Source organism: Phocaeicola salanitronis DSM 18170 (assembly GCF_000190575.1).
GTDB classification, from domain to species: domain Bacteria; phylum Bacteroidota; class Bacteroidia; order Bacteroidales; family Bacteroidaceae; genus Phocaeicola; species Phocaeicola salanitronis.
The window spans coordinates 4,125,216-4,151,999 of sequence record NC_015164.1 but is presented as its reverse complement, the minus strand read 5'-3'; the positions used below and the strand labels follow the sequence as shown (position 1 = coordinate 4,151,999).

Below are 26,784 nucleotides of genomic sequence, written 5' to 3'. Positions count from 1 at the left end.
TTAAATAAAATAGAAGGCCTAATGCAATCACAACCAGACAGTGCCTATTCCTTATTATCTACAATAAACACAGATACACTGAATGCCGAAAGTTTAGCACATTGGTATTTGCTAAAAGCTGAATTATCACACCGAGCTGCAAATGTTCCCTTACCATCATCCACAGACATGGAAATGACATTCAATTTGTATCGAAAATATAAAAAGAAAGAAAAAGCATTGAAGTCCGAATTCTATTTAGGCATGGCATATGCAGCTGAAGGAGAAACAAACAAAGCAATGGATACGTATACTCACGTATATCAGAAAGCAGAAGAAAACAATGATTATCAACTAATGGGATATGTGTGTTCGTATACAGCAGACTTGTATTCAATTAACGAATTTGCTTCAGAGTCACTAAAAAAAAGAAAGGAAGCTGCGCTCTTGTTTAAAAAAGCCCAAAACCAAAGAAGTTATGTCTGTGCACTAAGAGACATTTGCAGAAACTATGCTTACATGGATTCATTATCAAAAGCTTTAACATACCTCCAAAAAGCAGACTCAATAGGGAAAACATTAAATGATAAAAATGTATATGCCTCTTTATTAAACGCATATGGAAACATTTACGCTATGAAACACAAATATGAAAAAGCAGAATCCTATTTTCATCAAGCATTGGCTATAAGCCAAGATTCGATATCGGATTATTGGGCATTGATAGACTTATATTTCCAAATGCAATCTTACAATAAGGCAGAGGCACTTTTGAACAAGATTCCACAACATTCTGCCCAAAGTTTACTTCTAATTAATAAAACAAAGTATCTACTCTGCAAACAACAAGAGAACTATGCTGATGCCTTAAAGCACCTAGAAGAATATTCACTTCTGAAAGATTCTTTTTTCATCTCCTCCAACGAATCGAAAATACTCGAAATAGAAAACCGCTACAAGCACCAAAAGCTGATGACCGAGAATGCCGAGCTTCGGCTCAGGCAAACGGGCTATCTGCTGGCTTGCGCCGTATGCCTGATAGTGGTGTTAGCCATGCTGTGGGCATACTTCGGCTACCGCAAGCGGACGGAAAAGAAACTCCTGCTGCAACAAGCGGACATACGCGATACACGCAACCGCCTGCTGGAGCTTTCCATCGAGATGGAACGGAAAAACGCCTTGCTGAAACATTCGGAAGAAGAGGAAAAGGAACTGGAACGGATGCGCGAAGAAATGGAAACGCTGACCGCACGCTACCGCACCCTGCGGGAAAACATGCTGGAAAGCTCGCCTGCATATAAGAAACTGCACCAGCTGGCAAAGCAGAGGAAGCCGCAAAACACCCGGACGCTCATTAGCGAAGAGCTATGGGAACAAATCAAGCAACAAGCGCAAAAAATATATCCCGACCTGCGGAGGTACGTCATCGACTGCTGCCCCGACCTGAGCGAATCGGAGTGGGCATACTGCTGCCTCTACATGTTCGGATTCGACACCAACGACGAGGCATCGCTGCTGGGCATCAACCCCTCTTCGGTACGCACCAAAACCCTGCGCCTGCGCACACGACTGAACATCGACCTGCCCGCACAAATGTCACTTTATGAATATATTACCATGCAGATATAAGCTGCTTCTGCACACATGCCGGAGTGGCAACCGCCAGCCTTTCCGATAAAACCGCCCTTGCATTATCTTTACAGCCTGTTTATACTGTGTGCGGCATTTACATTTGTACATTTTGTGTATACTACATAGTAAAGACGATGTGCACATCGTCTCTACAGAAACGGTGCGAAATGCCCGTATGCAAAATGTTCGGAAGAATACACAAATCCATACCGCACATAGTATACATTATCATTCCAGCCTATTAGGTTTTATGTTCCACGGGCTGGAACGTATATTCCATGCCGTAGAACGTATATTCCAGCCAATGGAATGTACATTCCAGCCCGTGGAATATAAAACTCAGGCTACCGCGAACAGATTATCAGCCTTGATTCATTGCATTAGCAACAAGCTGCAGGAACATAGAGCAATGAATAACCTCTATGAAGAGGCATAAAAGATATGATTTTACGACTCATGTTCTACCGCTTCTTAAGATTTATCATTACCTTTGTGAATACGCATACTATATGTGAATTGAATGCGAAACGGTATAGAAATGGTGAGGAAACAGTAGAGACGATGTGCACATCGTCTCTACAACCACGACCATCACAACAAGCACGTTGGAAAACAGAAACTGTTGACAATAGAATGCGAGAAATATCAGAAACTGTTTTGAATTTATCGTGCGATGATTTGGGATGAGTTTTTGAGGCATTTCCGCTTGTGTGATGAGGAAGATAGCGGGCTATCTGACGAAGAACAGAAGCGGAAAGGACCAAAAAATCGCCCAAAGCACACACGAAAACGGATACATCAAGACGAGAAAAACTTTTTGGAGAAATTCAAAACAGTTTCTCACATAAGCGTGGGGCATTATCTGTTGTTATCGGAGGATTTAAACGTGCTATGACCTGTTATTCCCGCCAAAACAACATCCCTTTTGCATGGCAATCCCGTTTTCATGAGCGCATCATCAGAAACACCGATGAGATGAACCATATTGCCGAATACATTGAAAACAATGTTGCGAAATGGGATTTGGACAAATTAAATAAAACCAATAATGATGTCCGCATTTAGCTATACCATGCATGGTATAGATTTGTATATTCCCTCTACTATTGCAAACATAAAAAGAAAGCATCGCAAAACATGCTTTTGCATGCCTGCGATGCCTCTCACTTTATACACCTTTAAACAAAATGAACTTTCGTTCCGAATCTTTCTTTATTTACGAGCTTCGGCAATATAGCCTAATGCTTCTTTACACTTGTCGGTAATGTATGCCCAGTCCTCAGCCGCTACCTTGTCTTTCGGGAACAGCTTCGAGCCCATACCTACGCAGAATACGCCTGCCTTAATCCAAGCGGTCAGGTTTTCTTGAGTAGGCTCTACACCGCCGGTCACCATCAGTTTCGACCAAGGCATCGGAGCCAACATGCCTTTTACCAATTTCGGACCTAATACATCGCCCGGGAATATCTTGCACAAGTCGCATCCCACTTCTTGCGCGAAGCCTACTTCGGATACGCTTCCGCATCCCGGCGTATAAGCTACCAAACGGCGGTTGCATACCTTAGCGATTTCGGGATTGAACAACGGACCTACCACGAAGTTGGCTCCCAACTGGATATAGAGTGCAGCCGTAGCAGGGTCTACTACAGAGCCTACGCCCAACGCCATTTCAGGACATTCCTTAGCGGCGAACTTCACTACTTCGGCAAATACCTCGTGAGCGAAGTCACCACGGTTTGTAAACTCGAAAGCACGCACGCCGCCATCATAGCAAGCCTTAACCACTTTCTTTGCCACTTCTGCGTCTTTATGGTAGAACACAGGCACCATGCCGGTTGAACCGATTTTGTTCAACACAGCTATCTTATCAAATTTTGCCACAATTTAAAGTTTTAAGTTTATGATATTCTCACCACAGATTACACAGATTTATTGGTTCAAAATAAAATAATCTGTGTAATCTGTGGTGAATAAAAGGATTTTATCGTTGTACACGACCGCTTGCATCACCGCCAGCCAGTGCTTCTACCTCTTCTACCGAAACAAGGTTGAAGTCACCGTTGATGGTATGTTTCAATGCAGAAGCAGCTACGGCAAATTCCAATGCTTCGCCTTGGTTCGGCTTCGTCAGCAGACCGTGGATGATACCGCCTGAGAACGAGTCGCCGCCACCTACACGGTCGATAATGGGGTTGATATCGTAACGCTTCGATGTATAGAACTCTTCACCGTTATAAATCATAGCTTTCCAGCCATTGTGAGTAGCCGAGAACGATTCACGCAAGGTAGAGATAACATACTTGAATCCGAATTCTTTCGCCATGGCAGTGAAAATGCCTTTGTAACCTTCTGCATCGGTCTTTCCGCCTTCTACATCAGCATCGGGCTTGAATCCCAGGCAGAGTTCCGCATCTTCTTCGTTTCCGATGCAAACATCCACGTATTGCATCAACGGGCGCATGATAGACTGGGCTTTTTCCTTGGTCCACAATTTCTTACGGAAGTTCAAGTCTACAGATACCGTTACTCCGTGACGCTTGGCAGCCTCGCAAGCCAATTTGGTCAGTTCTGCAGCTTTATCGGAAATAGCCGGCGTGATGCCCGACCAGTGGAACCAGTCAGCACCTTCCATGATAGCATCAAAGTCGAAGTCAGAAGGCTCAGCTTCAGCGATAGCTGAGTGTGCACGGTCGTAAATCACTTTACTCGGGCGCATAGAAGCACCTGTTTCAAGATAATAAATACCCAGACGGTCACCGCCACGAGCAATGTAGTCGGTCTTTACGCCATATTTGCGCAAAGCGTTGAGGGCACATTGTCCGATTTCATGCTTAGGCAATTTAGTCACAAAATATGCATCATGACCATAGTTGGCACAGCTGACAGCTACATTCGCTTCGCCACCGCCGTAGACAACATCAAAATTATCAGACTGTACGAAACGGGTGTTTCCCGGAGTAGACAGTCTCAACATAATCTCGCCTAACGTAACAATTTTTCCCATTGCTAATAATTTTTATACTATTTATACTAAGTTTGATTAAAATCAAGTTCTTATCCTTTGCCAAGCACACAACTAAAAAATATCCTCATTGTGTACGCACACAAAGGTACGATTTATTTTTTAAATACCAAAAAAAGTGATATATTTGTATCGATATTTTTTCGTTGCACGCAGCGAATCCTCTTTTTCAACATATTTTTAGGTATAAAGACATGGATAAACCAGAAGAACGAATCCGAATTAAAGATATAGCCCAATTAGCGGGAGTATCGGTAGGAACCGTTGACCGTGTATTGCACGGGCGCAGCGGAGTATCTGAAAAAAGCAGGGAGAAAGTAGAAAAAATCCTGAAGAAGCTTGATTACCAGCCCAACATGTATGCAAGCGCGTTAGCTTCGAACAAGAAATACGTCTTTGCCTGCCTTTTGCCACAACATTCGGAAGGTGAATATTGGTCTTACGTAGAAAACGGCATGAAACAAGCCATCAAAGATTTTTCAGACTTCAACATATCGCTTGCCCTCGCCTATTACGACCAATACACTTTAGGAGATTTTCTGAAATCAGGCAAAAAGCTACTGGAACAATCGCCGGACGGACTGATTATTTCCCCCACCATCGAATCGGAAACAGAAAGCTTCATATCCGAACTCCGGACGCATGGCATACCTTATATATTTATAGACTCGAATATTCCGAAACTAAATCCTCTATGTTTTTACGGACAACATGCCGAACAAAGCGGGTATTTCGCCGCACGGATGATGAGCATGTTGATGCAAGGCGCAACAGAACTGGTCATCTTCCGGCAAATCAGCGAAGGCAGATTAGGCTCAAACCAACAATTGCACCGCGAAGAAGGTTTTTACACGTATATGAAAGAGCATCGCCCGAACCTGAACATGTTCACCGTAAACCTGTATGCCAAACTCCCCGATGAGGATGAAACGATATTGGACAATTTTTTCAAGAAATATCCGGGCATCCAGTACGGAATCACCTTTAACTCAAAAGCCTATGCCATCGGCGAATACATGGAAAGACACGGGAAAAAAGATTTCCACTTAATGGGATACGACTTGCTGCAACGCAATGTCGACTGCCTGCGGAAAGGAAGCATCGACTTCATCATTGCCCAACAGCCAACCCTGCAAGGGTATAGCAGCATCGAAAGCCTCTGCAATCACCTGATACTGAAAAAAGAGATAAAAGCATGCAACTACATGCCCATCAATTTGCTAAGCATAGAAAACATTGACTTCTACCTGAGCGCACACCGGAAAGACAATCATTAAACGCAAAAATATTTTTTAATAATAACTAACACATAACGTATGGAAACAACTTACCTGAAAATCAACCCGGCAGACAATGTTGCCGTTGCAATTACCCCACTGAAAGCGGGAGAGACCATCCAAGTGGACGGTCAGAACATTACCTTGAAAACAGATATCCCTGCCGGACACAAAGTTACATTGAAAGACTTTAACGAAGGGGAGAACATCATTAAATACGGTTATCCTATCGGACATGCCATCAAGCCCGTACCGCAAGGAAGCTGGATTTGCGAAAAAGAAATCAAAACCAACCTTGCCGGATTACTGGATTACACCTACAGCCCGATAGAAGTATCGCTGGACATTCCGCACGAAAACCGGACCTTTAAAGGATACCGCCGCAAAAACGGCGATGTAGGAATCCGTAACGAAATATGGATTATCCCGACCGTGGGTTGCGTAAACGGCATTGTCAACCAGCTTGCCGAAGCTTTGCGTAAGGAAACAAAAGAAGAGGGCATTGATGCCATCGTAGCCTTCCCCCACAACTACGGATGTTCGCAGCTGGGCGAAGACCATGAGAATACAAAGAAAATCCTGCGCGACATGGTGCTCCATCCCAATGCAGGAGCAGTATTGGTCGTAGGATTGGGATGCGAAAACAACCAGCCCGACATCTTCCGTGAATTCATAGGTGCCTACGATGAAGAGCGCATCAAATTCATGGTCGCACAAAAAGTAGACGATGAATTCGAAGAAGGCATGAAAATCCTGCGCGACCTGTATGCCAAATGCAAGCAAGACGTACGCGAAGACATTCCTTTGTCGGAATTGCGCGTAGGTCTGAAATGCGGAGGTTCGGACGGATTCTCCGGAATTACCGCCAACCCGCTGCTGGGTATGTTCTCTGATTACCTGATAGCACAAGGCGGCACTTCTGTACTGACCGAAGTACCCGAAATGTTCGGAGCGGAAACCATCTTGATGAACCGTTGCAAAACGCCGGAATTATTCAACCAAACCGTACATTTAATCAACGACTTTAAGGATTATTTCCTCTCGCACGGCGAACCGGTAGGCGAAAATCCTTCACCGGGAAACAAAGCCGGAGGTATTTCTACACTGGAAGAAAAGGCATTGGGATGTACTCAGAAATGCGGAAAAAGCTACGTATCAGGAGTTATGCCCTATGGCGAACGCCTGCAAACCAAAGGCTTAAACCTGCTTTCCGCTCCGGGAAATGACCTGGTGGCAGCTACGGCTCTTGCATCTTGCGGATGCCATATCGTATTGTTCACAACAGGACGCGGAACGCCTTTCGGCACGTATGTACCTACCATGAAGATTTCAACAAATTCAAATCTGGCAGCTCATAAACCGGGATGGATTGATTTCAATGCGGGAGTGATTGTAGAAAACGAACCCATGGAAGTAACCTGTAAACGCTTTACCGATTATGTAATCCGGGTAGCCAGCGGCGAATGGGTCAACAATGAAAAGAAAAACTATCGCGAAATCGCTATTTTCAAAACGGGAGTAACTTTGTAAAATAAAGAATGAAGAATGAAGAATTTAGCGGATGTCTGCTAATTCTTCATTCTTCACTCTTCATTCTTCATTTATTTATATTCGTCCCAACTCTTGATGGCAATGTCATCAATGCTCATCGAGCAAAATGCATTGATAAACGCACTTGCCAGACGGGCATTTGTTATCAACGGGATATTCAAGTCAATAGCCGCACGACGAATCTTGTAACCATTGGTAAGTTCGCCTACCGACAAGTCACGCGGAATGTTCACCACCATATCGATTTCTTTCTTGTGAAGCATCTCAAGTGCCTGCAGATGTCCTTCTTCGCTGGGCCAGTACACACGGGTATTCTCAATGCCGTTCTCGGTGAGGAACTTCGAAGTACCGCCAGTAGCATAGAGATTATAGCCTTTCGCCTTCAATGCACGCGATGCCTGAAGCATATCCACCTTCTGCTTGGTGCTACCCGTAGAAAGCAGAATATTCTTTTCGGGGATACGATATCCCACCGAAAGCATCGCTTTCAGGATGGCGCATGAAGTATCATCACCCAAACAACCGACTTCGCCCGTAGATGCCATATCCACGCCCAATACAGGGTCGGCTTTCTGCAAGCGGTTAAACGAGAACTGGCTCGCCTTAATGCCTACATAATCCAGTTCGAAGAGGTTCTTTTCGGGTTTCTCTACCGGAAGCCCGAGCATCACCTTAGTGGCAAGTTCAATGAAGTTTATCTTGAGCACCTTGCTCACGAACGGGAACGAACGGGAAGCACGGAGGTTACACTCAATCACCTTAATGTCATTGTCGCGGGCAAGGAACTGGATATTGAACGGTCCGGAAATGTTCAGTTCCTTGGCTATCTGACGGGAAATGCGCTTGATACGGCGCACTGTCTCCACATACAGTTTTTGGGGAGGGAACTGAATAGTAGCATCTCCCGAATGTACACCGGCAAACTCGATATGCTCGGAGATGGCATAAACGATAATCTCACCGTTCTGAGCCACGGCGTCCATTTCCACTTCTTTGGCATGTTCGATGAACTGGCTCACTACTACCGGATGTTTTTTCGATACATTGGCGGCAAGCTGCAAGAAACGTTCCAGCTCATCCTGGTTGGAACAAACATTCATAGCTGCTCCTGAAAGTACATACGACGGACGTACCAATACCGGGAAACCGACTTTCTGAATAAAGGCGTTGATATCATCCATCGAAGTCAATGCGCTCCATTCGGGCTGGTCTACACCGATGCGGTCGAGCATAGCCGAGAACTTATCGCGGTCTTCAGCATTGTCGATACTCTTGGCGGATGTTCCCAGAATGTTCACCTTTTGTGCATCGAGGCGCATGGCAAGATTGTTTGGAATCTGACCGCCAGTCGAAACAATGACTCCATGCGGATTTTCCAAGTCGAGGATATCCATTACGCGTTCAAATGTCAGTTCGTCGAAATAGAGACGATCGCACATATCATAGTCGGTAGAAACCGTTTCGGGATTATAGTTAATCATTACCGAACGATACCCTTCCTTGCGGATGGTATTCAATGCCTGCACGCCGCACCAGTCAAATTCCACCGATGAACCGATACGGTAAGCTCCCGAACCAAGCACCACAATACTCTTGTGGTCGCCCAAGTAATGCACATCGTTTGCCACACCGCTATACGTCAGATACAGATAGTTGGTCTGTGCAGGATATTCAGCGGCAAGGGTATCAATCTGTTTTACGACCGGAAGTACACCGATGGCTTTACGGTACGCACGCACGGCAAGAATGCCGTCTTCCATCTCACCTTGATAACCGATGGCACGTGCCACCTGAAAATCGGAAAATCCCTGACGTTTGGCTTTATAAAGCAATTCTTTCGGAAGTTCGGAAAGCTGTATATGATTGTTCCCCCATTCGTGCAGTTCTTTGGAAGTCTGCATAATGTTCTCCAGTTTGTAAAGGAACCATTTGTCTATCTTGGTCAGGTCGTGGATTTGGTCAACGGTATAACCGGCACGCATCGCCTTCGAAATAACAAAGATACGCTTGTCGGTAGGTTCGCGCAATGCCTTGTCGATATCGGCAATGACCAGTTCTTTGTTTTCTACAAAACCGTGCATGCCCTGCCCTATCATACGAAGGCCTTTCTGAATCGCTTCCTCAAACGTACGTCCGATAGCCATAACCTCGCCTACCGACTTCATCGAAGAGCCTAACTCGCGGTCTACACCGTGGAACTTGCCCAAGTCCCAGCGCGGAATCTTACATACCACATAGTCGAGTGCAGGTTCGAAAAATGCCGATGTGGTCTTGGTCACTGAGTTCTTCAGGTCGAACAGTCCATAGCCCAATCCCAACTTGGCAGCTACAAATGCCAGCGGATACCCTGTTGCCTTCGATGCCAGTGCAGAGGAACGGCTCAGACGGGCATTTACCTCAATCACACGATAGTCTTCCGATTCAGGGTCGAAAGCATATTGCACATTACATTCGCCCACGATACCGATGTGACGGATGATACGGATGGCAAGCTCGCGCAGCTTATGGTATTCACTGTTGGTCAGCGTCTGGCTCGGAGCAATGACGATACTTTCACCCGTATGAATGCCCAGCGGGTCGAAGTTTTCCATATTGCAGACCGTGATGCAATTGTCGAACCGGTCACGCACTACCTCGTATTCCACTTCTTTCCATCCTTTCAGGCTCTTTTCCACCAAAACCTGCGGAGAGAAGGAAAATGCTTTTTCCGCCAGCACATTCAGTTCTTCTTCGTTATCGCAAAAGCCTGAACCAAGACCTCCCAAGGCGTATGCTGCACGGATAATAACCGGATAGCCCAAGTCGCGTGCCGCCTGGCGTGCCTGCTCAATATTCTCGCAAGCCTCGCTCTTGATAGTCTTCACGTTGATTTCATCCAGCTTCTTCACAAAGAGTTCGCGGTCTTCCGTATCCATAATGGCCTGTACGGGAGTACCCAATACCTGCACGCCGTATTTCTCGAACACCCCTCCCTGATAGAGAGCGACACCGCAATTCAATGCCGTTTGTCCGCCAAACGAGAGCAACACCCCATCCGGACGTTCCTTATCGATGACTTTCTCCACAAAATAAGGAGTGACAGGAAGGAAATAAATCTTATCAGCCACACCTTCCGAAGTCTGCACCGTAGCGATATTGGGATTGATAAGCACCGTTTCGATACCTTCTTCCTTAAGAGCCTTCAGTGCCTGCGAACCGGAATAATCAAATTCGCCAGCTTCACCGATCTTCAATGCGCCGGAACCCAGCAACAATACTTTCTTTATGTTATCTTTCATTGATATTTCTATAATTAGTAGTTAGTTCTTATTCCTTTTTTGAAACGCAGATTAGCGCAGATTCACGCAGATTAAATTTTTTATTAAAATAATCCGCGGAAATCTGCGTTAATCCGCGTTTTATCCTAAATCTCAGAGCAGTTTCACGAACTCATCGAAAAGGAATTCCGTATCTGTAGGCCCGCTGGCTGCTTCCGGATGAAACTGAGCCGAGAACCAAGGATTGCATTTGTGGCGGATTCCTTCGTTCGAGCCATCGTTCATGTTGATGAAAAGCGGTTCCCAATCGGCTCCCAAGGTATTATTGTCCACCGCATATCCGTGATTCTGCGAAGTGATGAAACAACGCTCCGTCCCTACCATACGTACCGGCTGGTTATGGCTCCGATGACCGTACTTTAACTTATATATTTTTGCACCTCCTGCCTTCGAAAGCAACTGATTCCCCATACAGATACCGAAAATGGGAAGTTTTTCGTTCTGCATCGCTTTGCGGATGTTCTGCACAGCCGCATCGCACGTATCAGGGTCGCCCGGTCCGTTGGAAATAAAAAGCCCGTCAAAGTCCAGTCCGTTAAAGTCGTAATCCCAAGGCACACGGATAACCTCCACACCGCGCTTGAGCAGACAACGGACGATATTGGACTTCACCCCACAATCCACCAACACTACCTTCTTGCGCCCGTTACCCTCGTTATAGCGAATCACTTCCTTACACGATACTTTATCCACATAGTTCACTCCGGCGTATTGCGCTTCGGGAACGTTGTCCGGTTCATCATCGAACACAATCTTTCCCATCATCACACCGTGCTCACGCAACACCTTCGTAAGTTCGCGTGTGTCAATGCCTGTGATACCGGGAATCTGCTCACGCTTCAACCAGTCTGCCAAGCTCTCCACAGCATTCCAGTGGCTATACCGCTCGCTATAATCACTCACGATAATCGCCTCAGCATGTATTTTTTCACTCTCCATAAAAGTAGGCAAACCGTTCGCCTCGAATGTGAACGGAGGCACCCCGTAGTTTCCTACCAGCGGATAAGTCAACGTCATCAACTGACCTGCATACGAAGGGTCTGTCAGGCTTTCCGGATATCCGGTCATCGCCGTATTAAACACCACTTCACCCGCTACCGGCTTCTCATAACCGAACGACTTGCCGTGAAACCGGCTCCCGTCGTCAAGGATTAACGTCACGTTTCTCATTCTAATCTAATTCGTCTTTATTGTTTTGTGTTTTTTTCTTATTCTTAGAAACTGTTTTGAATTTCTCCAAAAAGTTTTTCTCGTCTTGATGTATCCGTTTTTCGTGTGTGCTTTGGGCGATTTTTTGGTCCTTTCCGCTTCTGTTCTTCGTCAGATAGCCCGCTATCTTCCTCATCACACAAGCGGAAATGCCTCAAAAACTCATCCCAAATCAGCGCACGATAAATTCAAAACAGTTTCTTAGTATAAAGATAAATTCCTATAGCAACTAAACAAAGGCCTATCAGCAAATTATCCGCTATTATCGCAATACCCATACCTAAAGCTATAAATACAAGCCAAAGATAATTTTTGTCCTTTTGTTCACTCATTGCTTTTTATTATCTTTCTTTCCTTTCAAACCGAAATCAATAGTGATGCCAACGAGTAAGCCTAAGGGCATCCATAAGGCTATGTTATCAAGGCAAACACCGATTGTCACTCCCAGCATCAGCCCTACTGCCAAACCATATCCGGCATCAAATTTCGATTTGTTTTTCTCTTCCATATCACTTTTTCATTTGTTCATCCGACCATTTCTGAAGGCGTTCGTATTCCTCTTTCGTAAGCCGCATAAACGAACCGTGCTGAGGATGGGCTACACCTTCAAGGGTAACGGGCGAATGGAAATTCTGAAGGTATTCATCTGCCTGGCAAATGCGGTACCGCTTGGGATTGGATGAATATTCGATATAAGCAACGCGCCACGTAGAATCGCCCACCAGCTGGAATGCCGAGCAGCCTTCGCACTTCTTGTTGCCCTCGAACTTCACATAATCGTTTTCATCCTTTATCTTATAAGGTCCGGTCAGTTTGTCAGAAGTAGCGGCAAAGATGCCCGGCGTGCCTCCCTCTTTCTTGATAAGCATGTGGTAAAGCCCGTCGGCAGGCACATAGTTGATGTCAGCATCAATGGTAGCATAACCCCAGTCGACCAGCACACGAGGCTTGGTCAATCGGGTGAACGAAGCATCGGCGTACGAATAAAATACCCGGTCGTATTGGTCCTCGGCAGGATTGAGCAAGGAATAATAAATCATGTATCCTCCTTTGGTTCCGTCGGGCCATACATAAGCAGGGTCCCAAAAGATTTGAGGTGCCCATACCCGCTTGATGCCGGCATAATCCTTATACACATCCGGTGAATCGGGATCGCAGAAAATATCCGGTCCCTTGCGGAAGTCGAAGGTAGTAGAAGTCCAATGAATCAAATCATCGCTACGGAGCAGGTTGATGCCATAGTTAAACCATTGCTTGCTCTTTCCGACACACATGTCAGTAGTAACCATCAGATAACCTTTCCCGTCCGAAGTGCGGCAGATAAAAGCATCGCGCGCGCCTCCCTCAATAGGCGAAAGCTTCTGCACATCATACACGGGACCTCCGTCCAACAGGTCGTGATAGTTCAGTCCGTCGCGGCTCAAGGCGTATGCCGTCCATTCCCCGCGTCCGCTCATGTGGCAATACAGATACCCGTAATCGCCTTTCTGCACATTTTGCGCATGTCCTCCGGCAAGAGCCAAAGCTGCAACCGAAGCCAAGAAAAATCTTCTCATACCTTATTATATATAGGAGTTAAAATTGGTATATTTGTTCAATGTAATCAATAAATGCCTTGTTGACCAGTTTCACGCCCCCTGGAGTAGGATAGTCACCGCTGAAGTACCAGTCTCCTTCATGGTCGGGACAAGCCTCGTGCAAGCCATCGAGCGTCTGGTAAACGATTTCCACTTTTGCCTGTGTGCCCACAGGGGTAAGAAGTTCCACCATCTTGCGTGAGATTTCCTCATCGGTAAATGGTGCATAGATTTCTTTCACATAATTCACCATCTCTTCTTTAGGCAAGCCCACTTGCTCTTTCGACTTACGGTATGCATCTTCGATGACGCGACGCATCCCCCTGTCCTCCAACAAGGCAATAGCGGCACGGAAAGCAATGAACTGCTCCATACTTGCCATATCAATGCCGTAATAGTCGGGATAACGCACTTGGGGCGAAGATGACACAATGACAATCTTTTTCGGATGCAAACGGTCGAGAATACTAATAATGCTCTGCTTCAGCGTAGTTCCCCGCACGATGCTATCATCGATTATCACCAGGTTATCGGCATAGGGGACCAGACTTCCATACGTTACATCATATACATGGGCGGCAAGGTCGTTCCGCGTATTGCCTTCGGCGATAAATGTACGCAACTTGATATCCTTGATAGCTACCTTTTCGCTCCGGATGCGTTGCGACAGGATTTGTTCCAGTTCCGTATGGCTGGGCTTATGCCCCAATGCCTCGATGCGCTGCACCTTGAGCTGGTTCAGGTAATTGTCGAAGCCTTCCAACATGCCATAGAATGCCACCTCCGCCGTATTCGGAATAAAAGAAAATACGGTATGCACCACATCGTAATCGATTACTTTCAGAATCGGATCCACCAGTTTCTGCCCCAAGAGTTTCCGTTCGCGGTAGATATCCATATCGCTTCCCCGGCTGAAGTAAATGCGTTCGAACGAACAAGCCTTCTTCTTCTTCGGCTCATTGATTTGCTCCAGACGCATCTGCCCCTTCTTGTTCACCCAGATAGCCTGCCCGGGCAAAAGTTCGTTGATGCTGTCTGCAGGCACATTCAGTACCGTCTGAATGACCGGCCGCTCGGATGCAAGTACCATAATCTCATCGTCCATATACCAGAATCCCGGACGGATGCCCCACGGGTCACGCACGGCAAACGCTTCACCGCTTCCCGTCAGCCCGCATATCACATATCCTCCATCCCACTTCGGAGTAGAAGTCTTCAACACATTGGTAATGTCAATACGGTCTTCAATCGTATGCGTAATGTCCATTCCTTCCAGCCCTTCCGCCTTACATTCATTATAAAGGCGTTCCACTTCGCGGTCGAGCCGGTGCCCCACCTGTTCCAGCATGATATACGTATCGGCATACTTGCGCGGATGCTGACCCGCGGCTGTAATGTCGGCAAATATCTCATCGACATTCGTCAAGTTGAAATTGCCGCACAAGGCAAGGTTCTTTGCCCGCCAATTATTGCGCCGCAAAAAGGGATGCACATACGAAATGCCACTTTTGCCTGTGGTAGAGTAACGCAGATGCCCCATATAAAGCTCGCCGGCAAAAGGCAGGCATTGCTTGGCATATTCCGCATCTGCCATCTGTTCGGGAGTAAGCTCTTTGAAATAACCGTGCACCGTTCCGAATATTTCGGTAATCGCTCCCGACCCTAACCCTCTTTCACGGAACATGTATTCCTCTCCCGGATTTGCCTGAAGCTTTACACACGCCAGTCCGGCACCTTCCTGCCCGCGGTTGTGCTGCTTTTCCATCAACAGATACAACTTGTTGAGCCCATACATCCATGTTCCGTATTTCTCTTGATAATATTCCAACGGTTTAAGCAACCGTATCATCGCTACTCCGCATTCGTGTTTAAGTGGTTCCATATTGCTCGTTTTCGTTTAGTCGCCGTTAAGATAAAAAAAATACCTGAATTACCGAATCGGTAAGTTCAGGTATTTTTTTTATGAATTAATGTCTTTATGTCGAAGTATAAACTACACATGATTCTTCTTTTGTTCGGATATAAAAAAAGACCCACGATTTGTGAATCCGTGAGCCGAAAGCGGGACTCGAACCCGCGACTTACTCATTACGAATGAGTTACTCTACCAACTGAGTTATTTCGGCGTGCCTCATTTTCTGAAAAGCGATGCAAAGATACGGCTTTCTTCGAATATACAAAAGAAATCAGGACTTTTTTTCAAAGAACCTTTAAAATACGTCGCAGAAAAGAAGACACAGAGAGGCAAGAATCCATACAGCAGCCCATGTCCTATCCCCTCTGTGTCTGCCTCCTGTGCACATAAACACTCATTATTTGATTGTCATTTCATCTATCAGCCTTTGGATGCCCGCATACTTGTCGATGATGAACAACACGTAGCGGATGTCCACACAAGCGGCGCGCTGAAGCTGCGGGTTATAAGCGATATCCCCCGTCAGCCCTTCATAGTTCCGGTCGAAACCGATACCTATCAGTTCGCCTTGAGCATTGAACACCGGTGAACCTGAATTGCCTCCGGTATTATCGGTAGCCGTCACAAAGCAAACCGGCATACGTCCGTCGGACATTGCATACGGACCGAAATCTTTCGTGCGATATAATTCCTTCAGCTTATCGGGCACAATAAATTCAGGATTGTCCGGATCTTCTTTTTCCATCACCCCTTTCAGCGTGGTGTAATACAGATACTCTTCTCCATCCGCAGGTTCATACGAGCCTATCTTGCCGTACGTCAGGCGCAACGTAGAGTTGGCATCCGGATAGATAGCTTTCCCTTCCTTTTGCTTCAACGCCAGCATACCTGCCACCCACGTCTTGTGCGCACGGTTATAGGCATTGGTTTCGGCTTTCATCTCCTCGCCTGCCTTCCGATAACCTTCCTTTACCGAACGGGCATATTGCACCATCAGGTCATTCTTCAACTTATCCGCACCGGGATGCGCCAGGAATGCTTCCAATGCTTCGGGAGTGCTGAAGATTGAACTATCGAAACAAGCATCTACAAAGGCATCGGTATTCCCTCCGAACCGTTCGTTTACCACCTCAAAGATACCGATATGTTGTGCCGCAGGAACCAACCGCGCATAAAGGGCAATCAATTGCTTCGATACTTTCCGGTCCACTTCGGGACTGTAATCCTTATTGAAGAACTTCGCTCCCTCTGCCCGCAAGGCAGATACCGCTTCGTCTATCTCTTTCTTCTTTCCATTCTCCAAAGCATTCAACAAACCGTCTGTATCAGGCACTTTCGAAAATTCCGTTCCCAACATCAACGCCTCATAAATGGCTTGCTGGTGATAAACGGCATCATGACGTTTGGCTACAATCTGCTTAATGGCACCGTAGGCTTGCTGATAGGCATCGTTTCCCGTCTCACGCCCGTATGCCAGCAAACGCTCTTGCTCTGCTTTCTTGCGGTCGAGCACTTTGAGGCGCACCAGCCCTTCGTTCATGCCAATGGCGTTCTTCCAATAGTTGGCAGACGAAGCATACTTAGCCGCATACTGGATGCGGGTCTTGGCATCCTTTGCCATTTCTTCGCCCAATACCCGAAGCCGCACGCCCCGCACGGTATCGCGCATAAAGTTCGTGGTACTCATACGCTCTTCCACCTCATCGCTAATCATGTAACGCCAATTGCGTCCGGGAAATCCCATCACAAACGTGAAGTCACCTTCCTTGATGCCGCCGGCATTGATAGTCAGATGCTTCTTCACCTTCAGAGGCACATTCTCGGAAGAATACAAAGCCGGCTTCCCATCTTTCGAGGCATAAATACGGAAAATAGAAAAGTCTCCGCAATGGCGTGGCCACATCCAATTATCGGTATCAGCACCAAACTTTCCGATAGACGAAGGAGGAGCACCCACCATACGGATGTCCTTATAAACGGTCTTGACGAACAGATAATACTTATTGGCACCATAAAACGGTTTCAGTTCGAGTACCGTAAAGTCATCGGTCTTTATCTTTTCTTTCTTGGCAAACCGAACCGCCACTTTCTCCAGATAGGAAGGCGAAAGATAATTCAGTCCTTCGGGGTCTTCGTCTTTCTTTAATTGTTCCAATACATAATCGGTCACATCAAGGATGCGGTCGATAAAAGTCACGGTCAGCCCTTCGCAAGGAAGCTCTTCGGCGTATGTCTTCGCCCAAAAGCCATCGGTCAGGTAATCGTGTTCTACAGAACTGTGTTGCTGGATATAACTGTACCCGCAATGGTGATTGGTAAGCACCAGCCCTTCCGCCGATACTACTTCGCCCGTACAGCCTCCGCCAAAGTGAACCACCGCATCTTTCAGGCTGATGCCCTCAGGACAATACACCTTATCAATGCTGATGTCCAGTCCCAAATCTTGCATCACCGCCGCATTCTGTTTCTTCAGGTCGGTCAGCATCCACATGCCTTCATCGGCATGAGAAGCCAGGAAGCAAGCGGAAAAGAATGTTATCAATAGGGATTTTCTCATAATGCTTATTCATTGAAAAACGCAGATTAACGCAGATTTACGCAGATTATTTTAATTCTTTATCAATCCGCGGAAATCTGCGTTAATCTGCGTTTCATCTAAAATATATCACTTATTCTACAATCGTCATTTCATCAATCAGGTTCTTGCATCCGCCCAATTTCTCCACGATAAACAACACATAGCGGATATCTACAGCAATGCAACGCTGAAGGTTGTTATCGAAATTGATGTCACCCGAAAGCGACTCCCAGTTGCCGTCGAATGCAGCGCCAATCAACTCACCGTTACCGTTCATTACCGGTGAACCGGAGTTACCGCCCGTAATGTCGTTTGTAGTCAGGAAACAAGTCGGCATCTCCCCGTTGGGCAAAGCATAGCGTCCGTAATTTTTCGTAGCGTAAAGTTCTTTCAGCTTCGCCGGTACAACAAATTCCGGATTATTGGGGTCTTCTTTCTCCATTACACCCTTCAACGTAGTATAATATTTATAATGTACGCCATCCTTCGGGTCATACGATTTCACATTACCGTAAGTCAGACGAATGGTGAAGTTGGCATCCGGAGCTTTCGGCGTAGGAGCGTACATCTCGCACAAGCCGCGCACATAAGTTTTGTGCAACAAGTCGATATCACCACACGCCTTGTCGTATGCTTCATACAATTTTTTCATCATCTCGTTCTTGGCGGTCGAATACTGGACAGCCAAGTCCGTATTGATGGCTTCCAGTGTCGGATTAGCCACGAACGCATCAAAGTTCTTCTGATTCGAGAAAATGCTGGTATCATACAACGCGTCAATATAAGCATTGTAATCACCGTTGAATTTCGTCTTAATCGTTTCATAGAAAGCGGGAAGCGCATCTGCCGGAACGCTCTTTGCATAAAGCGGAATCAGGACCTTAGCTACCTTGCGGTCTACCTCGTGGTCATAATCCTTATTGTGCACGTTGGCATATCCTTCTTTCAGTTGTTCGAGCGCTTTTTCAATGTCTTTCTTCTTATTCTTTTCGAGTGCAGTTTTCAGGTTATCGAAAATCAGGTAAGTAGCGCCAAACTCGATACCAGAACGGAAAGTCTCGGTGAAATAAGTCAGCTGTTTGGCAAGCGGAGTCACCCGAGTCACATACTCATCGATTTTTCCTACTACCGAAGCATAATCGGCATTGTTCTTTTCCTTGGCAAACTTAGCGAAGTTGGCTTCCTGCTCTGCCTTGGTTTCCAACACACGGTTGTCGACGATAGCCTTATTCATTCCAATCGAATTTTTCCAATAGTTGCTGGAAGAAGCAAACTTGCTGGCATACTGGATACGTACCTTATCACTTGCTGCCATTTCCTTGCGCAACACTTCCTGACGTGCCTCGCGCACCTGAATGCGCGGTGTATTGGTTCCGTCCATGCGGAGCTTCACCTCGCTTTGGGTCAGATAGCGGCTGGTGCTTCCGGGAAATCCCATAATCATGGCATAGTCGCCTTCCTGCAATCCTCTCAACGAGATGGCAAGATGCTTCTTTACCTTTAAAGGCACATTTTCGGCACTATAAGGCGCAGGGTCCCCGTTCTTGTCGGCATAGATACGGAACATCGAGAAGTCGCCCGTATGGCGGGGCCACATCCAGTTATCCGTTTCACCTCCGAACTTACCGATAGACGAAGGAGGAGCTGCCACCATACGCACATCGCTATAAGTCTTGATGAAGAACAGATAGAACTTATTCCCCTGATAGAAAGGCAATGCCAGAGTTGAGATGCCCGGTTTTCCTTTCAGGTCGCTCTTCTTCAACGCCTCATCCGCCAGCTTCTTCAAGTATTCAGAGCCGAATGAATTAAGTTCCGTCACCTTTCCTTCCTTAATGTCTTCATTTACCTGCTCGGTTACGTCTACAATACGTTCCACAAACTTGAAAGTCAACCCCGGAGTGGGAAGCTCTTCCGAACGGCTCTTTGCCCAAAAGCCATCTGTCAGGTAATCATGTTCTACCGAACTGTGTTGCTGAATGGCATCGTATCCGCAATGGTGATTGGTCAAAATCAGCCCGTCGGGCGAAATGATTTCACCCGTACATCCGCGCCCGAAAATACCTACGGCATCTTTCAAAGCCACATGATTCGGACTATAAATATCATCCACGCCTATCTTCAAACCTTGCGCCTTCATACGGTCGGCAAGGTTCTGCTCCTGCATCAGCTGGAGGAGCCACATTCCTTCATCTGCTTTCACGGGCGCAAACAGTGCGCAAACCAGCGCAAGCGCCCAAAGTTTCAGTTTTTTCATTTTTAGTATTCCATTAATATTCGACTCAATTCATTAGCGAGCGACAAAGATAAGCAAAAATATGGAAAATTCGCTTTATTCAGAAACTGTTTTGAATTGCGGGAAATAGAATGGAACGCAGAGACGCGGAAGCGCAATGTTTATTTTTTTAATATCCGCATTCCACCCAATTGCCTTGTAGGGGCGTATCGCATACGCCCCGAAGACATCCGCATGGGTTAGTTGATGCATTCGGGCGTATGCGATACGCCCCTACATGGGATGTTTGCGGATATTCAAATTATTTTTTTGAGAGAGCAAAGAGCACAGAGAGTAGCGTTTGGCTCCGCGTCTTTGCGTCTCCGCGTTCGATTTTTTCGCAAACCAATTCTGTTCTACTATAACCGAAACACTGCTTGCACGAAAGGATGCACTCCCGGCCAGTCCACAAAGGTCTTGTAATAATCCCCTATTAAGTTTAATTTTTGATAATTTATTTCCACGAAAAACCGAAACATTATACCTTTGCCCCGTGAATTCTAAAAGGCTTTTGTGCATGTATAAGTTGTATTTATTCTTATTCTTCTGTGCGATTTTCTGTACCTCCTGCGGAAAGAAATATAAGATAGAAGGCGTATCCTCGGTGTCAAGCCTCGACGGGAAAATGCTTTTCATCAAAGTTCCTTCGGGCGACAAACTGGTCAACATCGATTCGGCAGAAGTCATACACGGATTGTTCAAAATGGAAGGGAAAGTCGACTCGACCGTTGTAGCTTCCCTTTTTATGGACGATAATTGCATCATGCCTTTAGTAATCGAGGAAGGCAAAATTGACATCAACATCAACAATGCAGGGTTTACCATCAAAGGAACGCCGCTGAACGATAGTTTCAACCAGTTTATTATCCAACGCAATTCGTTAAGCGACCGTGCCGATGAGGTGGAACATCTGGAAGCACGTATGATTTTGGATGGGAAAAACCCTGATGAGGTGCAAAAAGAAATCGAGAAGCAACGCCAGGACGTGGCGGTTCAACTGGACAGCCTTGCCAAAAGCTTTATCCAAACCAATTACGAAAACGTGTTAGGACCGGAAATCTTCATTATCATGTGCTACGGCATGCCCTATCCAGTCCTTACTCCCGTAATGGAAGAAATCATCGACAACGCTCCCGCCTCATTCAAGGAAAATCCGATGATAAAGGAGTTTATCTCCATCGCACGGACCAATATGGACAAGTTACAAGCAGCACAATAAAACAAGATTATCATACCCCATGCACAGTATGGATTTGTGCATTTCCTGTACATCTCGCACCGTTTCTGTAGAGACGATGCGCACATCATCTCTACTACTATGATAACATCCACAAAATGCGCAAATTAATGCCGCGAAAAGTATAAAATCCGAGCAGAGTCTAAAACCTACCTGTAAAACCGATTGCAGCAAGCTGCATAACCGGCATGACCTATCTCTGTGCGTCAACGCATATAGCTGCATCGCTTGTAAGATTAATAACCTTCACGCTGTAAGATTAATAATCTTCCGGCTGTAAGATTATTAATCTTACACGGCATGCAGCTATATGCAACAAGCGAAACAAACAACTTCATGCGGATTTCCAGACCGCTTCCGGCTACCTCTCACCTGTCCTCTCCGATAAGTTTCCTTATTTCAGGCTATAGGGTTTCCGCCATCAGGACGTATATAAAGAAAAAAGGCGATTCCGCTTTTAAACGAAACCGCCTCTTAACTAATGTGTAAATGCAATCTACTTTTACCTTTTTATCCTATGAAAACTACTATTTATATTGTTAATTTTGTGCCAAGTCTACGGCATAGTTGGCGCGCTTGCCCGACGGATAGACACCGGTCATGAACAATACCTGGTCGGGCGACTGGGAAGCCGCTTTCATCACGTCTTCCAAATCCTGTACGGTACGAAGTTGTTTGCCGTTGGCTTTCAGAATGATGAATCCTTTGCGGATACCGCTGTCTGCCATACGTCCGTCGCTTACACCTGTTACCTGTACACCATATCCTAAGTTGAGCTGGCGTTTCAGTTCGGCAGGCACTTCGCGGAAGGCTGCTCCCAGCAGTTCCATGTCGGCTTTCTTCACTACTTTCGTATTACCTTGAGCATTCTTCAGAGTGATGGTGAATTCCTGGTCTTTCTTGTCGCGGAATACTTTCACTTTCACCTTGTCTCCCGGACGTTTCTTGGCAAGGATGCCTTGCAAAGAAGCCATGGTTTCTACCTTCTCACCATCTATGGCAATGATGACATCGTTTACTTTCAAGATGCCGGCAGCCGAGCCTTCTTCTTGTACTTCTACAACTTGTACACCATATCCGATGCCCAGTTCTTTCTGCTCCTTACGGATTTCTTCCGGAAATTCTTCTCTACCCATATCGCGTCCTCCGATGCCCAACAAAGCACGCTGTACGGTTCCGTATTGCTTCAGGTCGGTCACCACCTTGGTCATGATGCTGGTAGGTATGGCGAAGCCGTAGCCCGAATAAGCTCCGGTGGGAGAAACCAGCATGGCGTTGATACCCACTAACTCGCCTTTTGCATTCACCAGTGCACCACCACTGTTTCCTTGGTTGATGGCGGCATCGGTCTGAATGAATGATTCTACCTGATTGGCACCTAATCCACGTGCCTTGGCACTTACGACACCCGCCGTTACGGTAGAGCCCAAATTGAAGGGATTACCTACGGCAAGCACCCATTCGCCTACCTTCAAGGCATCCGAGTCGCCTACCGGAATGGCAGGAAAATCATCGCCTTCTATCTTCACCAAAGCCAGGTCGGTAGTAGCATCGGTACCGATAACCCGTCCTTTCATTTCCCGTCCGTCGTGCAGCTTGACCGAAATCTCGTCGGCATCATCAATCACGTGATTGTTCGTCACGATGTATCCGTCTTTCGAGATAATAACGCCCGAACCGAAACCCTTTTGTTCGGGAGTCTGGACCTGCTGCTGGCGTCCGCGGCCGTCACCGAAGAAGAAATCGAAAATATCCGGTTGGGTCTGTATTACCTTCGTCTTACTCCGCTGGATAGCCATGATGTGTACTACAGAGTTCAGTGAACTTTCGGCTGCTTGTGTCAGGTCGACGGGCTGCATTTTCGATGTATCGAATGCAGCATATTTGGCTGGAGTAGCCGTTTGGAACTCTTCGTAGAAAGAAGCGTTCTTTGTATCTTTAGACTGGAGGATGGCATACGAAGTCACTCCTGCCACTCCTGCGCTTACAGCAATCAGTGCGACTGCTCCTAATGCGAACTTAGTTGTCTTTTTCATATCTATAACTGGTTTAAATTGTTAATTTCGTTATTGCTTTAACATTTCATCTGCTAAAGTAGAACAAATATTATGCGGTTGTACTCCTTGTGTGTTCTTTTTTCTCTCTTTTAACAAAGCAAGACAGCTCCTTAACCGCGCTTAACGGGGATAACTGACAAATTTGCATTCATTATCAGTCACTTTTGCAGTCGCAAAAGATATTTCTCGTAAAAATGGCAGGAGGTATGCATTTATTGCGTACCTTTGCAGTCAGAAAGCAGTCGGACGGTCTGTCGCTGGTGTTTCGGCACAAGAGGAAAGTCCGGGCAACGCAGAGCATCCTACTTCCTAACAGAAAGCTATCCGCGAGGGTAGAGTAATGCAGAAGAAAATAACCGCCGCTCCTACCCGGAGAGGTAAGGGTGAGAAGGTAGGGTAAGAGCCTACCAGCCGCGTGGTGACACGCGGGCTGTGCATCTTAGGAGTTGTAAGGTCGTGTAAACCGGCATTAACGAGGGTTGCTCGCCCCACGTCGGAGGGTAGACCGCTAGAGCCTTTTGGTGACAAAGGGCGTAGATAAATGACAGACACCTTATATTATATAAGGAACAGAACCCGGCTTACAGGCCGGCTGCTTTTTTTAAATTAAGAATGAAGAATTTGACTTCGTCCGCATGGCATTGGCTTACGCCGAATGCTGTTTCTTCATTCTTCATTTAAAAAGTTCTTCATTCTTAATTTAATGACTATGAGACTGCAATATTGGCTTCAATTCTTGACAGACGGCATCTGGAGAATCACCGAAGATGAGGTAACTCCAGTGAGGAAGCGCCTGTATTCGTGTGTGAAAATCATTTACCTTTCGATAGAGCAGTTCTTGAACGACCGCATTCCGGTGCGTGCTTCGGCACTGACGTATAGCACATTGCTGTCTATCATCCCCATCCTTGCCCTGCTGTTCGCCATTGCCCGCGGCTTCGGTTTCGATGCATTGATGGAACAGCAAATCAAAAGCGGTGTGATGAGCCAGCAGAGCGAGCTGGTGTTTTCGTGGGTCAATTCTTACCTGCAACACGCGCAGAGCGGCATCTTCATCGGCGTGGGCTTGATTATGTTGCTGTTTACCATCCTGATGCTGATAGACAACATCGAGCGCAGTTTCAACGCCATCTGGCAGGTAAAGCGTCCCCGCACGGTGTTCCGCCAGATAACCGATTATTTTTCGATGCTGCTACTGCTTCCGTTGCTCATTGTTATCTCCAGCGGTCTGACCATCGTGATGACCACGTACGTGAAGGATTTGGAAACCTTCCTTCTGCTGGGACCGATGCTGAAGTTCCTGGTGCGTCTCGTCCCGTATGCCTTAACGTGGGGGATGTTCATCGCGCTATACGTGTTCATGCCCAACACGAAAGTGAAGCTAAGCCATGCCTGGTTTCCGGGGATACTGGCAGGTAGTGCCTTTCAGGCTTTCCAGTATTTCTACGTCAACAGCCAGATATGGATTTCGAACTACAATGCCATCTACGGAAGCTTTGCCGCCATCCCGATGTTCCTGTTATGGACACAGGTGTCGTGGACCATCTGCCTGTTCGGTGCCGAGATGAGCTACGTCAGCCAGAACCTTTCTTCGTTCAGCTTCGGGAAAGAAACGGCGCATATCAGCCGGCGCTACCACGATTTCTTCTGTGCCATCGTGCTCTCCGCTATCTGCAAGCGGTTCGAGCACGAGCAGCAGCCCTATACGGCAGAAGAGCTGAGCAAAGAGCATAAGATTCCCATCCGGCTGACAAAAAATATCCTCTACGAGCTGACCGATGTCCGTCTGGTTTACGAAACTTCTGATGACGATAAAGAAGGAAACATCCGTTATTTGCCCGGAATGGACATCAACCGCCTGACCGTAGGTGTGCTGATAGAGCGGCTGGACAGTGCCGGCGCCGAAAACTTCAAGATAGACAAGGAGGACTATTCGGCTTCGTGGCATGCCCTGATTGAGGCAAAGCAGGCGTACCTGTACCAAAGCGGGCGCATTCTGGTGAAGGATTTGTAGCCGGAGTACGGCATTCTTTTTTTAATCATCAAAAATCCCAATGTCGTAGAAAACAGTTATATCATTATTAGGTTGTATGCTTTTCATGTAAAATTCAAGCGCAACATAAGGTGAAGCAAAGAACTTGATATTTTGTATCTGCCTGTAGTCTTGGCTAAGCAGATATAGATAAATGCCCGCACATATTTCTTCTCCGCTGATACCTGGCTCATATTTTATGTCGTATGCTTCGCAGATGTTTTCTATTTTCTGGAAACGCATGCACTTAATAACCTCATCCATATACATAGGGTCAATATATTCAGCATAGCTGCCACAGATACCTTGAAGCCTCCCGGATGCCAATTTTTGTCCAATCGGAACATATTCCACCTTATCTACGACCGGCTTTTCAATTTGGTCGGACAGGTTTTGAATGAATAGAAGCTCTTCCCTTTCCTCTTCATTTTCAGCATTAGGGATGAGATGCGTTACATCTGTTTTGATATGATTCTCCACTACCGCTTTTTTTACAAGCGCTATGATTTCCTCTCTTGTAAATCGTCCTTCATAACATTTCACCATGTCTTCCAATGAAACATGTGAATCGCGGAAACTGGCAGCTATAAGTCCATGTATGTTTTCCTCACAATACGTGTTAAAGCCCTCTATCATATCCCCAAATTCGTCGTTCGAATCTTCTATTCTGTCGGAAAAATAATTGCTTTGGATTTCTATGTTGTCGTTCGATCTTTCTTTTATAAATTGCAGTGCATCCTTGTAGTCTTCAGACAAGCACATTTCATCGTCCATCAAATAATCGACATGCAAAACAATTTCTTTATTCACGATGTCTGCCATTCCCTCGAATATGTCTTCCAAATCCATATTGAGACTTTGTGATAATTCCTTGAAAGAAAGGTGTTCCTTTTCTATTTTATCGTATATTTTTGCCAATGTTACATTATCCATAAGTCGAAGCTTTTTAGAAGCTGTTTTGAATTTCTCCAAAAAGTTTTTCTTGGCTTGATGTATCCGTTTTCGTGTGTGCTTTGGGCGATTTTTTGGTCCTTTTCGCTCCTGTTCTTCGTCAGATAGCCCGCTATCTTCCTCATCACAGAAGCGAAAATGCCTCAAAAACTCATCCCAAATCATCGCACGATAA

18 protein-coding genes, 1 tRNA gene and 1 other RNA gene are annotated in these 26,784 nt (G+C 46.2%); 7 read left to right on the top strand and 13 right to left on the bottom strand.

Going from position 1 to position 26,784, the window contains the following annotated elements; all coding sequences use genetic code 11:
- Positions 1–615 precede the first annotated feature (615 nt).
- The gene (locus BACSA_RS17980; protein ID WP_144005244.1) at positions 616–1,608 is read left to right on the top strand and encodes a tetratricopeptide repeat protein; all 993 of its coding nucleotides are present in this window, start codon (positions 616–618) and stop codon (positions 1,606–1,608) included.
- A 676-nt stretch (positions 1,609–2,284) separates the two neighbouring features.
- Positions 2,285–2,506 carry a hypothetical protein gene (locus BACSA_RS20350; RefSeq protein WP_041584113.1) on the top strand — a complete coding sequence of 74 codons (222 nt, stop codon included), beginning with the start codon at positions 2,285–2,287 and terminating at the stop codon, positions 2,504–2,506.
- A gap of 317 nt (positions 2,507–2,823) precedes the next feature.
- Here BACSA_RS20350 and BACSA_RS17960 read toward each other — a convergent pair whose 3' ends face one another.
- Complete coding sequence (locus tag BACSA_RS17960) at positions 2,824–3,492, bottom strand: bifunctional 4-hydroxy-2-oxoglutarate aldolase/2-dehydro-3-deoxy-phosphogluconate aldolase (protein ID WP_013619442.1); 669 nt, start codon at positions 3,490–3,492, stop codon at positions 2,824–2,826.
- Positions 3,493–3,592: 100 nt separating this feature from the next.
- Positions 3,593–4,615 (bottom strand): sugar kinase, encoded by a 1,023-nt coding sequence (locus BACSA_RS17955; protein WP_013619441.1) that lies wholly within the window; start codon positions 4,613–4,615, stop codon positions 3,593–3,595.
- Between the two features lie 212 nt (positions 4,616–4,827).
- Between BACSA_RS17955 and BACSA_RS17950 the strand changes: the two genes are divergently transcribed.
- Positions 4,828–5,910 (top strand): LacI family DNA-binding transcriptional regulator, encoded by a 1,083-nt coding sequence (locus tag BACSA_RS17950; protein ID WP_013619440.1) that lies wholly within the window; start codon positions 4,828–4,830, stop codon positions 5,908–5,910.
- A gap of 39 nt (positions 5,911–5,949) precedes the next feature.
- Positions 5,950–7,440, top strand: a complete 1,491-nt coding sequence (locus tag BACSA_RS17945) for a UxaA family hydrolase (RefSeq protein ID WP_013619439.1) — start codon at positions 5,950–5,952, stop codon at positions 7,438–7,440.
- A 71-nt stretch (positions 7,441–7,511) separates the two neighbouring features.
- On the opposite strand, the gene carB is transcribed toward BACSA_RS17945, so the two are convergent.
- The 9 genes from carB to BACSA_RS17905 form a co-directional block, all read right to left on the bottom strand.
- Entirely contained in the window at positions 7,512–10,739 is a 3,228-nt protein-coding gene (gene carB / locus BACSA_RS17940) for a carbamoyl-phosphate synthase (glutamine-hydrolyzing) large subunit (RefSeq protein WP_013619438.1), read from the bottom strand.
- A gap of 132 nt (positions 10,740–10,871) precedes the next feature.
- On the bottom strand, positions 10,872–11,948 hold the full coding sequence (carA, locus tag BACSA_RS17935) for a glutamine-hydrolyzing carbamoyl-phosphate synthase small subunit (RefSeq protein WP_013619437.1): 1,077 nt from the start codon (positions 11,946–11,948) through the stop codon (positions 10,872–10,874).
- A 227-nt stretch (positions 11,949–12,175) separates the two neighbouring features.
- Positions 12,176–12,319, bottom strand: coding sequence for a hypothetical protein (locus tag BACSA_RS20345; RefSeq protein WP_013619436.1), 144 nt, complete (start codon positions 12,317–12,319; stop codon positions 12,176–12,178).
- Positions 12,316–12,495 carry a hypothetical protein gene (locus BACSA_RS17930; RefSeq protein WP_013619435.1) on the bottom strand — a complete coding sequence of 60 codons (180 nt, stop codon included), beginning with the start codon at positions 12,493–12,495 and terminating at the stop codon, positions 12,316–12,318. The genes BACSA_RS20345 and BACSA_RS17930 overlap by 4 nt, the downstream gene beginning before the upstream one ends.
- Position 12,496: 1 nt before the next feature.
- Positions 12,497–13,543: a glycoside hydrolase family 43 protein gene (locus tag BACSA_RS17925; RefSeq protein ID WP_013619434.1), complete on the bottom strand. Its 1,047-nt coding sequence runs from the start codon at positions 13,541–13,543 to the stop codon at positions 12,497–12,499.
- 19 nt (positions 13,544–13,562) lie between these two features.
- The gene (locus BACSA_RS17920) at positions 13,563–15,446 is read right to left on the bottom strand and encodes an amidophosphoribosyltransferase (RefSeq protein ID WP_013619433.1); all 1,884 of its coding nucleotides are present in this window, start codon (positions 15,444–15,446) and stop codon (positions 13,563–13,565) included.
- 171 nt (positions 15,447–15,617) lie between these two features.
- A tRNA-Thr gene (locus BACSA_RS17915) sits at positions 15,618–15,690 on the bottom strand.
- 186 nt (positions 15,691–15,876) lie between these two features.
- On the bottom strand, positions 15,877–18,036 hold the full coding sequence (locus BACSA_RS17910) for a S46 family peptidase (RefSeq protein WP_013619432.1): 2,160 nt from the start codon (positions 18,034–18,036) through the stop codon (positions 15,877–15,879).
- A gap of 112 nt (positions 18,037–18,148) precedes the next feature.
- The gene (locus tag BACSA_RS17905) at positions 18,149–20,314 is read right to left on the bottom strand and encodes a S46 family peptidase (RefSeq protein WP_013619431.1); all 2,166 of its coding nucleotides are present in this window, start codon (positions 20,312–20,314) and stop codon (positions 18,149–18,151) included.
- Positions 20,315–20,849: 535 nt separating this feature from the next.
- Between BACSA_RS17905 and BACSA_RS17895 the strand changes: the two genes are divergently transcribed.
- The gene (locus BACSA_RS17895) at positions 20,850–21,551 is read left to right on the top strand and encodes a DUF4369 domain-containing protein (RefSeq protein WP_013619430.1); all 702 of its coding nucleotides are present in this window, start codon (positions 20,850–20,852) and stop codon (positions 21,549–21,551) included.
- Between the two features lie 557 nt (positions 21,552–22,108).
- Here the strand turns inward: BACSA_RS17895 and BACSA_RS17890 are convergent.
- Positions 22,109–23,605, bottom strand: a complete 1,497-nt coding sequence (locus tag BACSA_RS17890) for a trypsin-like peptidase domain-containing protein (RefSeq protein ID WP_013619427.1) — start codon at positions 23,603–23,605, stop codon at positions 22,109–22,111.
- 259 nt (positions 23,606–23,864) lie between these two features.
- Here BACSA_RS17890 and rnpB point away from each other — a divergent pair.
- An RNA gene (gene rnpB / locus BACSA_RS19005) (RNase P RNA component class A) lies at positions 23,865–24,226 on the top strand.
- Between the two features lie 103 nt (positions 24,227–24,329).
- Positions 24,330–25,640, top strand: coding sequence for a YihY/virulence factor BrkB family protein (locus BACSA_RS17885; protein WP_041584111.1), 1,311 nt, complete (start codon positions 24,330–24,332; stop codon positions 25,638–25,640).
- 21 nt (positions 25,641–25,661) lie between these two features.
- Here the strand turns inward: BACSA_RS17885 and BACSA_RS17880 are convergent, their stop codons facing one another.
- Positions 25,662–26,774, bottom strand: coding sequence for a hypothetical protein (locus BACSA_RS17880; RefSeq protein WP_041584110.1), 1,113 nt, complete (start codon positions 26,772–26,774; stop codon positions 25,662–25,664).
- Positions 26,775–26,784: the final 10 nt, after the last annotated feature.

What these genes read in the sequence shown, in the direction of transcription:
- BACSA_RS17980 (WP_144005244.1), top strand. Translation starts at nt 616, where the DNA reads ATGAAACACAAATATGAAAAAGCAGAATCCTATTTTCATCAAGCATTG.
- BACSA_RS20350 (WP_041584113.1), top strand. Translation starts at nt 2,285, where the DNA reads ATGATTTGGGATGAGTTTTTGAGGCATTTCCGCTTGTGTGATGAGGAA.
- BACSA_RS17955 (WP_013619441.1), bottom strand. Translation starts at nt 4,615, where the DNA reads ATGGGAAAAATTGTTACGTTAGGCGAGATTATGTTGAGACTGTCTACT.
- BACSA_RS17950 (WP_013619440.1), top strand. Translation starts at nt 4,828, where the DNA reads ATGGATAAACCAGAAGAACGAATCCGAATTAAAGATATAGCCCAATTA.
- BACSA_RS17945 (WP_013619439.1), top strand. Translation starts at nt 5,950, where the DNA reads ATGGAAACAACTTACCTGAAAATCAACCCGGCAGACAATGTTGCCGTT.
- carB (WP_013619438.1), bottom strand. Translation starts at nt 10,739, where the DNA reads ATGAAAGATAACATAAAGAAAGTATTGTTGCTGGGTTCCGGCGCATTG.
- carA (WP_013619437.1), bottom strand. Translation starts at nt 11,948, where the DNA reads ATGAGAAACGTGACGTTAATCCTTGACGACGGGAGCCGGTTTCACGGC.
- BACSA_RS20345 (WP_013619436.1), bottom strand. Translation starts at nt 12,319, where the DNA reads ATGAGTGAACAAAAGGACAAAAATTATCTTTGGCTTGTATTTATAGCT.
- BACSA_RS17930 (WP_013619435.1), bottom strand. Translation starts at nt 12,495, where the DNA reads ATGGAAGAGAAAAACAAATCGAAATTTGATGCCGGATATGGTTTGGCA.
- BACSA_RS17925 (WP_013619434.1), bottom strand. Translation starts at nt 13,543, where the DNA reads ATGAGAAGATTTTTCTTGGCTTCGGTTGCAGCTTTGGCTCTTGCCGGA.
- BACSA_RS17920 (WP_013619433.1), bottom strand. Translation starts at nt 15,446, where the DNA reads ATGGAACCACTTAAACACGAATGCGGAGTAGCGATGATACGGTTGCTT.
- BACSA_RS17910 (WP_013619432.1), bottom strand. Translation starts at nt 18,036, where the DNA reads ATGAGAAAATCCCTATTGATAACATTCTTTTCCGCTTGCTTCCTGGCT.
- BACSA_RS17905 (WP_013619431.1), bottom strand. Translation starts at nt 20,314, where the DNA reads ATGAAAAAACTGAAACTTTGGGCGCTTGCGCTGGTTTGCGCACTGTTT.
- BACSA_RS17895 (WP_013619430.1), top strand. Translation starts at nt 20,850, where the DNA reads ATGTATAAGTTGTATTTATTCTTATTCTTCTGTGCGATTTTCTGTACC.
- BACSA_RS17890 (WP_013619427.1), bottom strand. Translation starts at nt 23,605, where the DNA reads ATGAAAAAGACAACTAAGTTCGCATTAGGAGCAGTCGCACTGATTGCT.
- BACSA_RS17885 (WP_041584111.1), top strand. Translation starts at nt 24,330, where the DNA reads ATGACTATGAGACTGCAATATTGGCTTCAATTCTTGACAGACGGCATC.
- BACSA_RS17880 (WP_041584110.1), bottom strand. Translation starts at nt 26,774, where the DNA reads ATGATTTGGGATGAGTTTTTGAGGCATTTTCGCTTCTGTGATGAGGAA.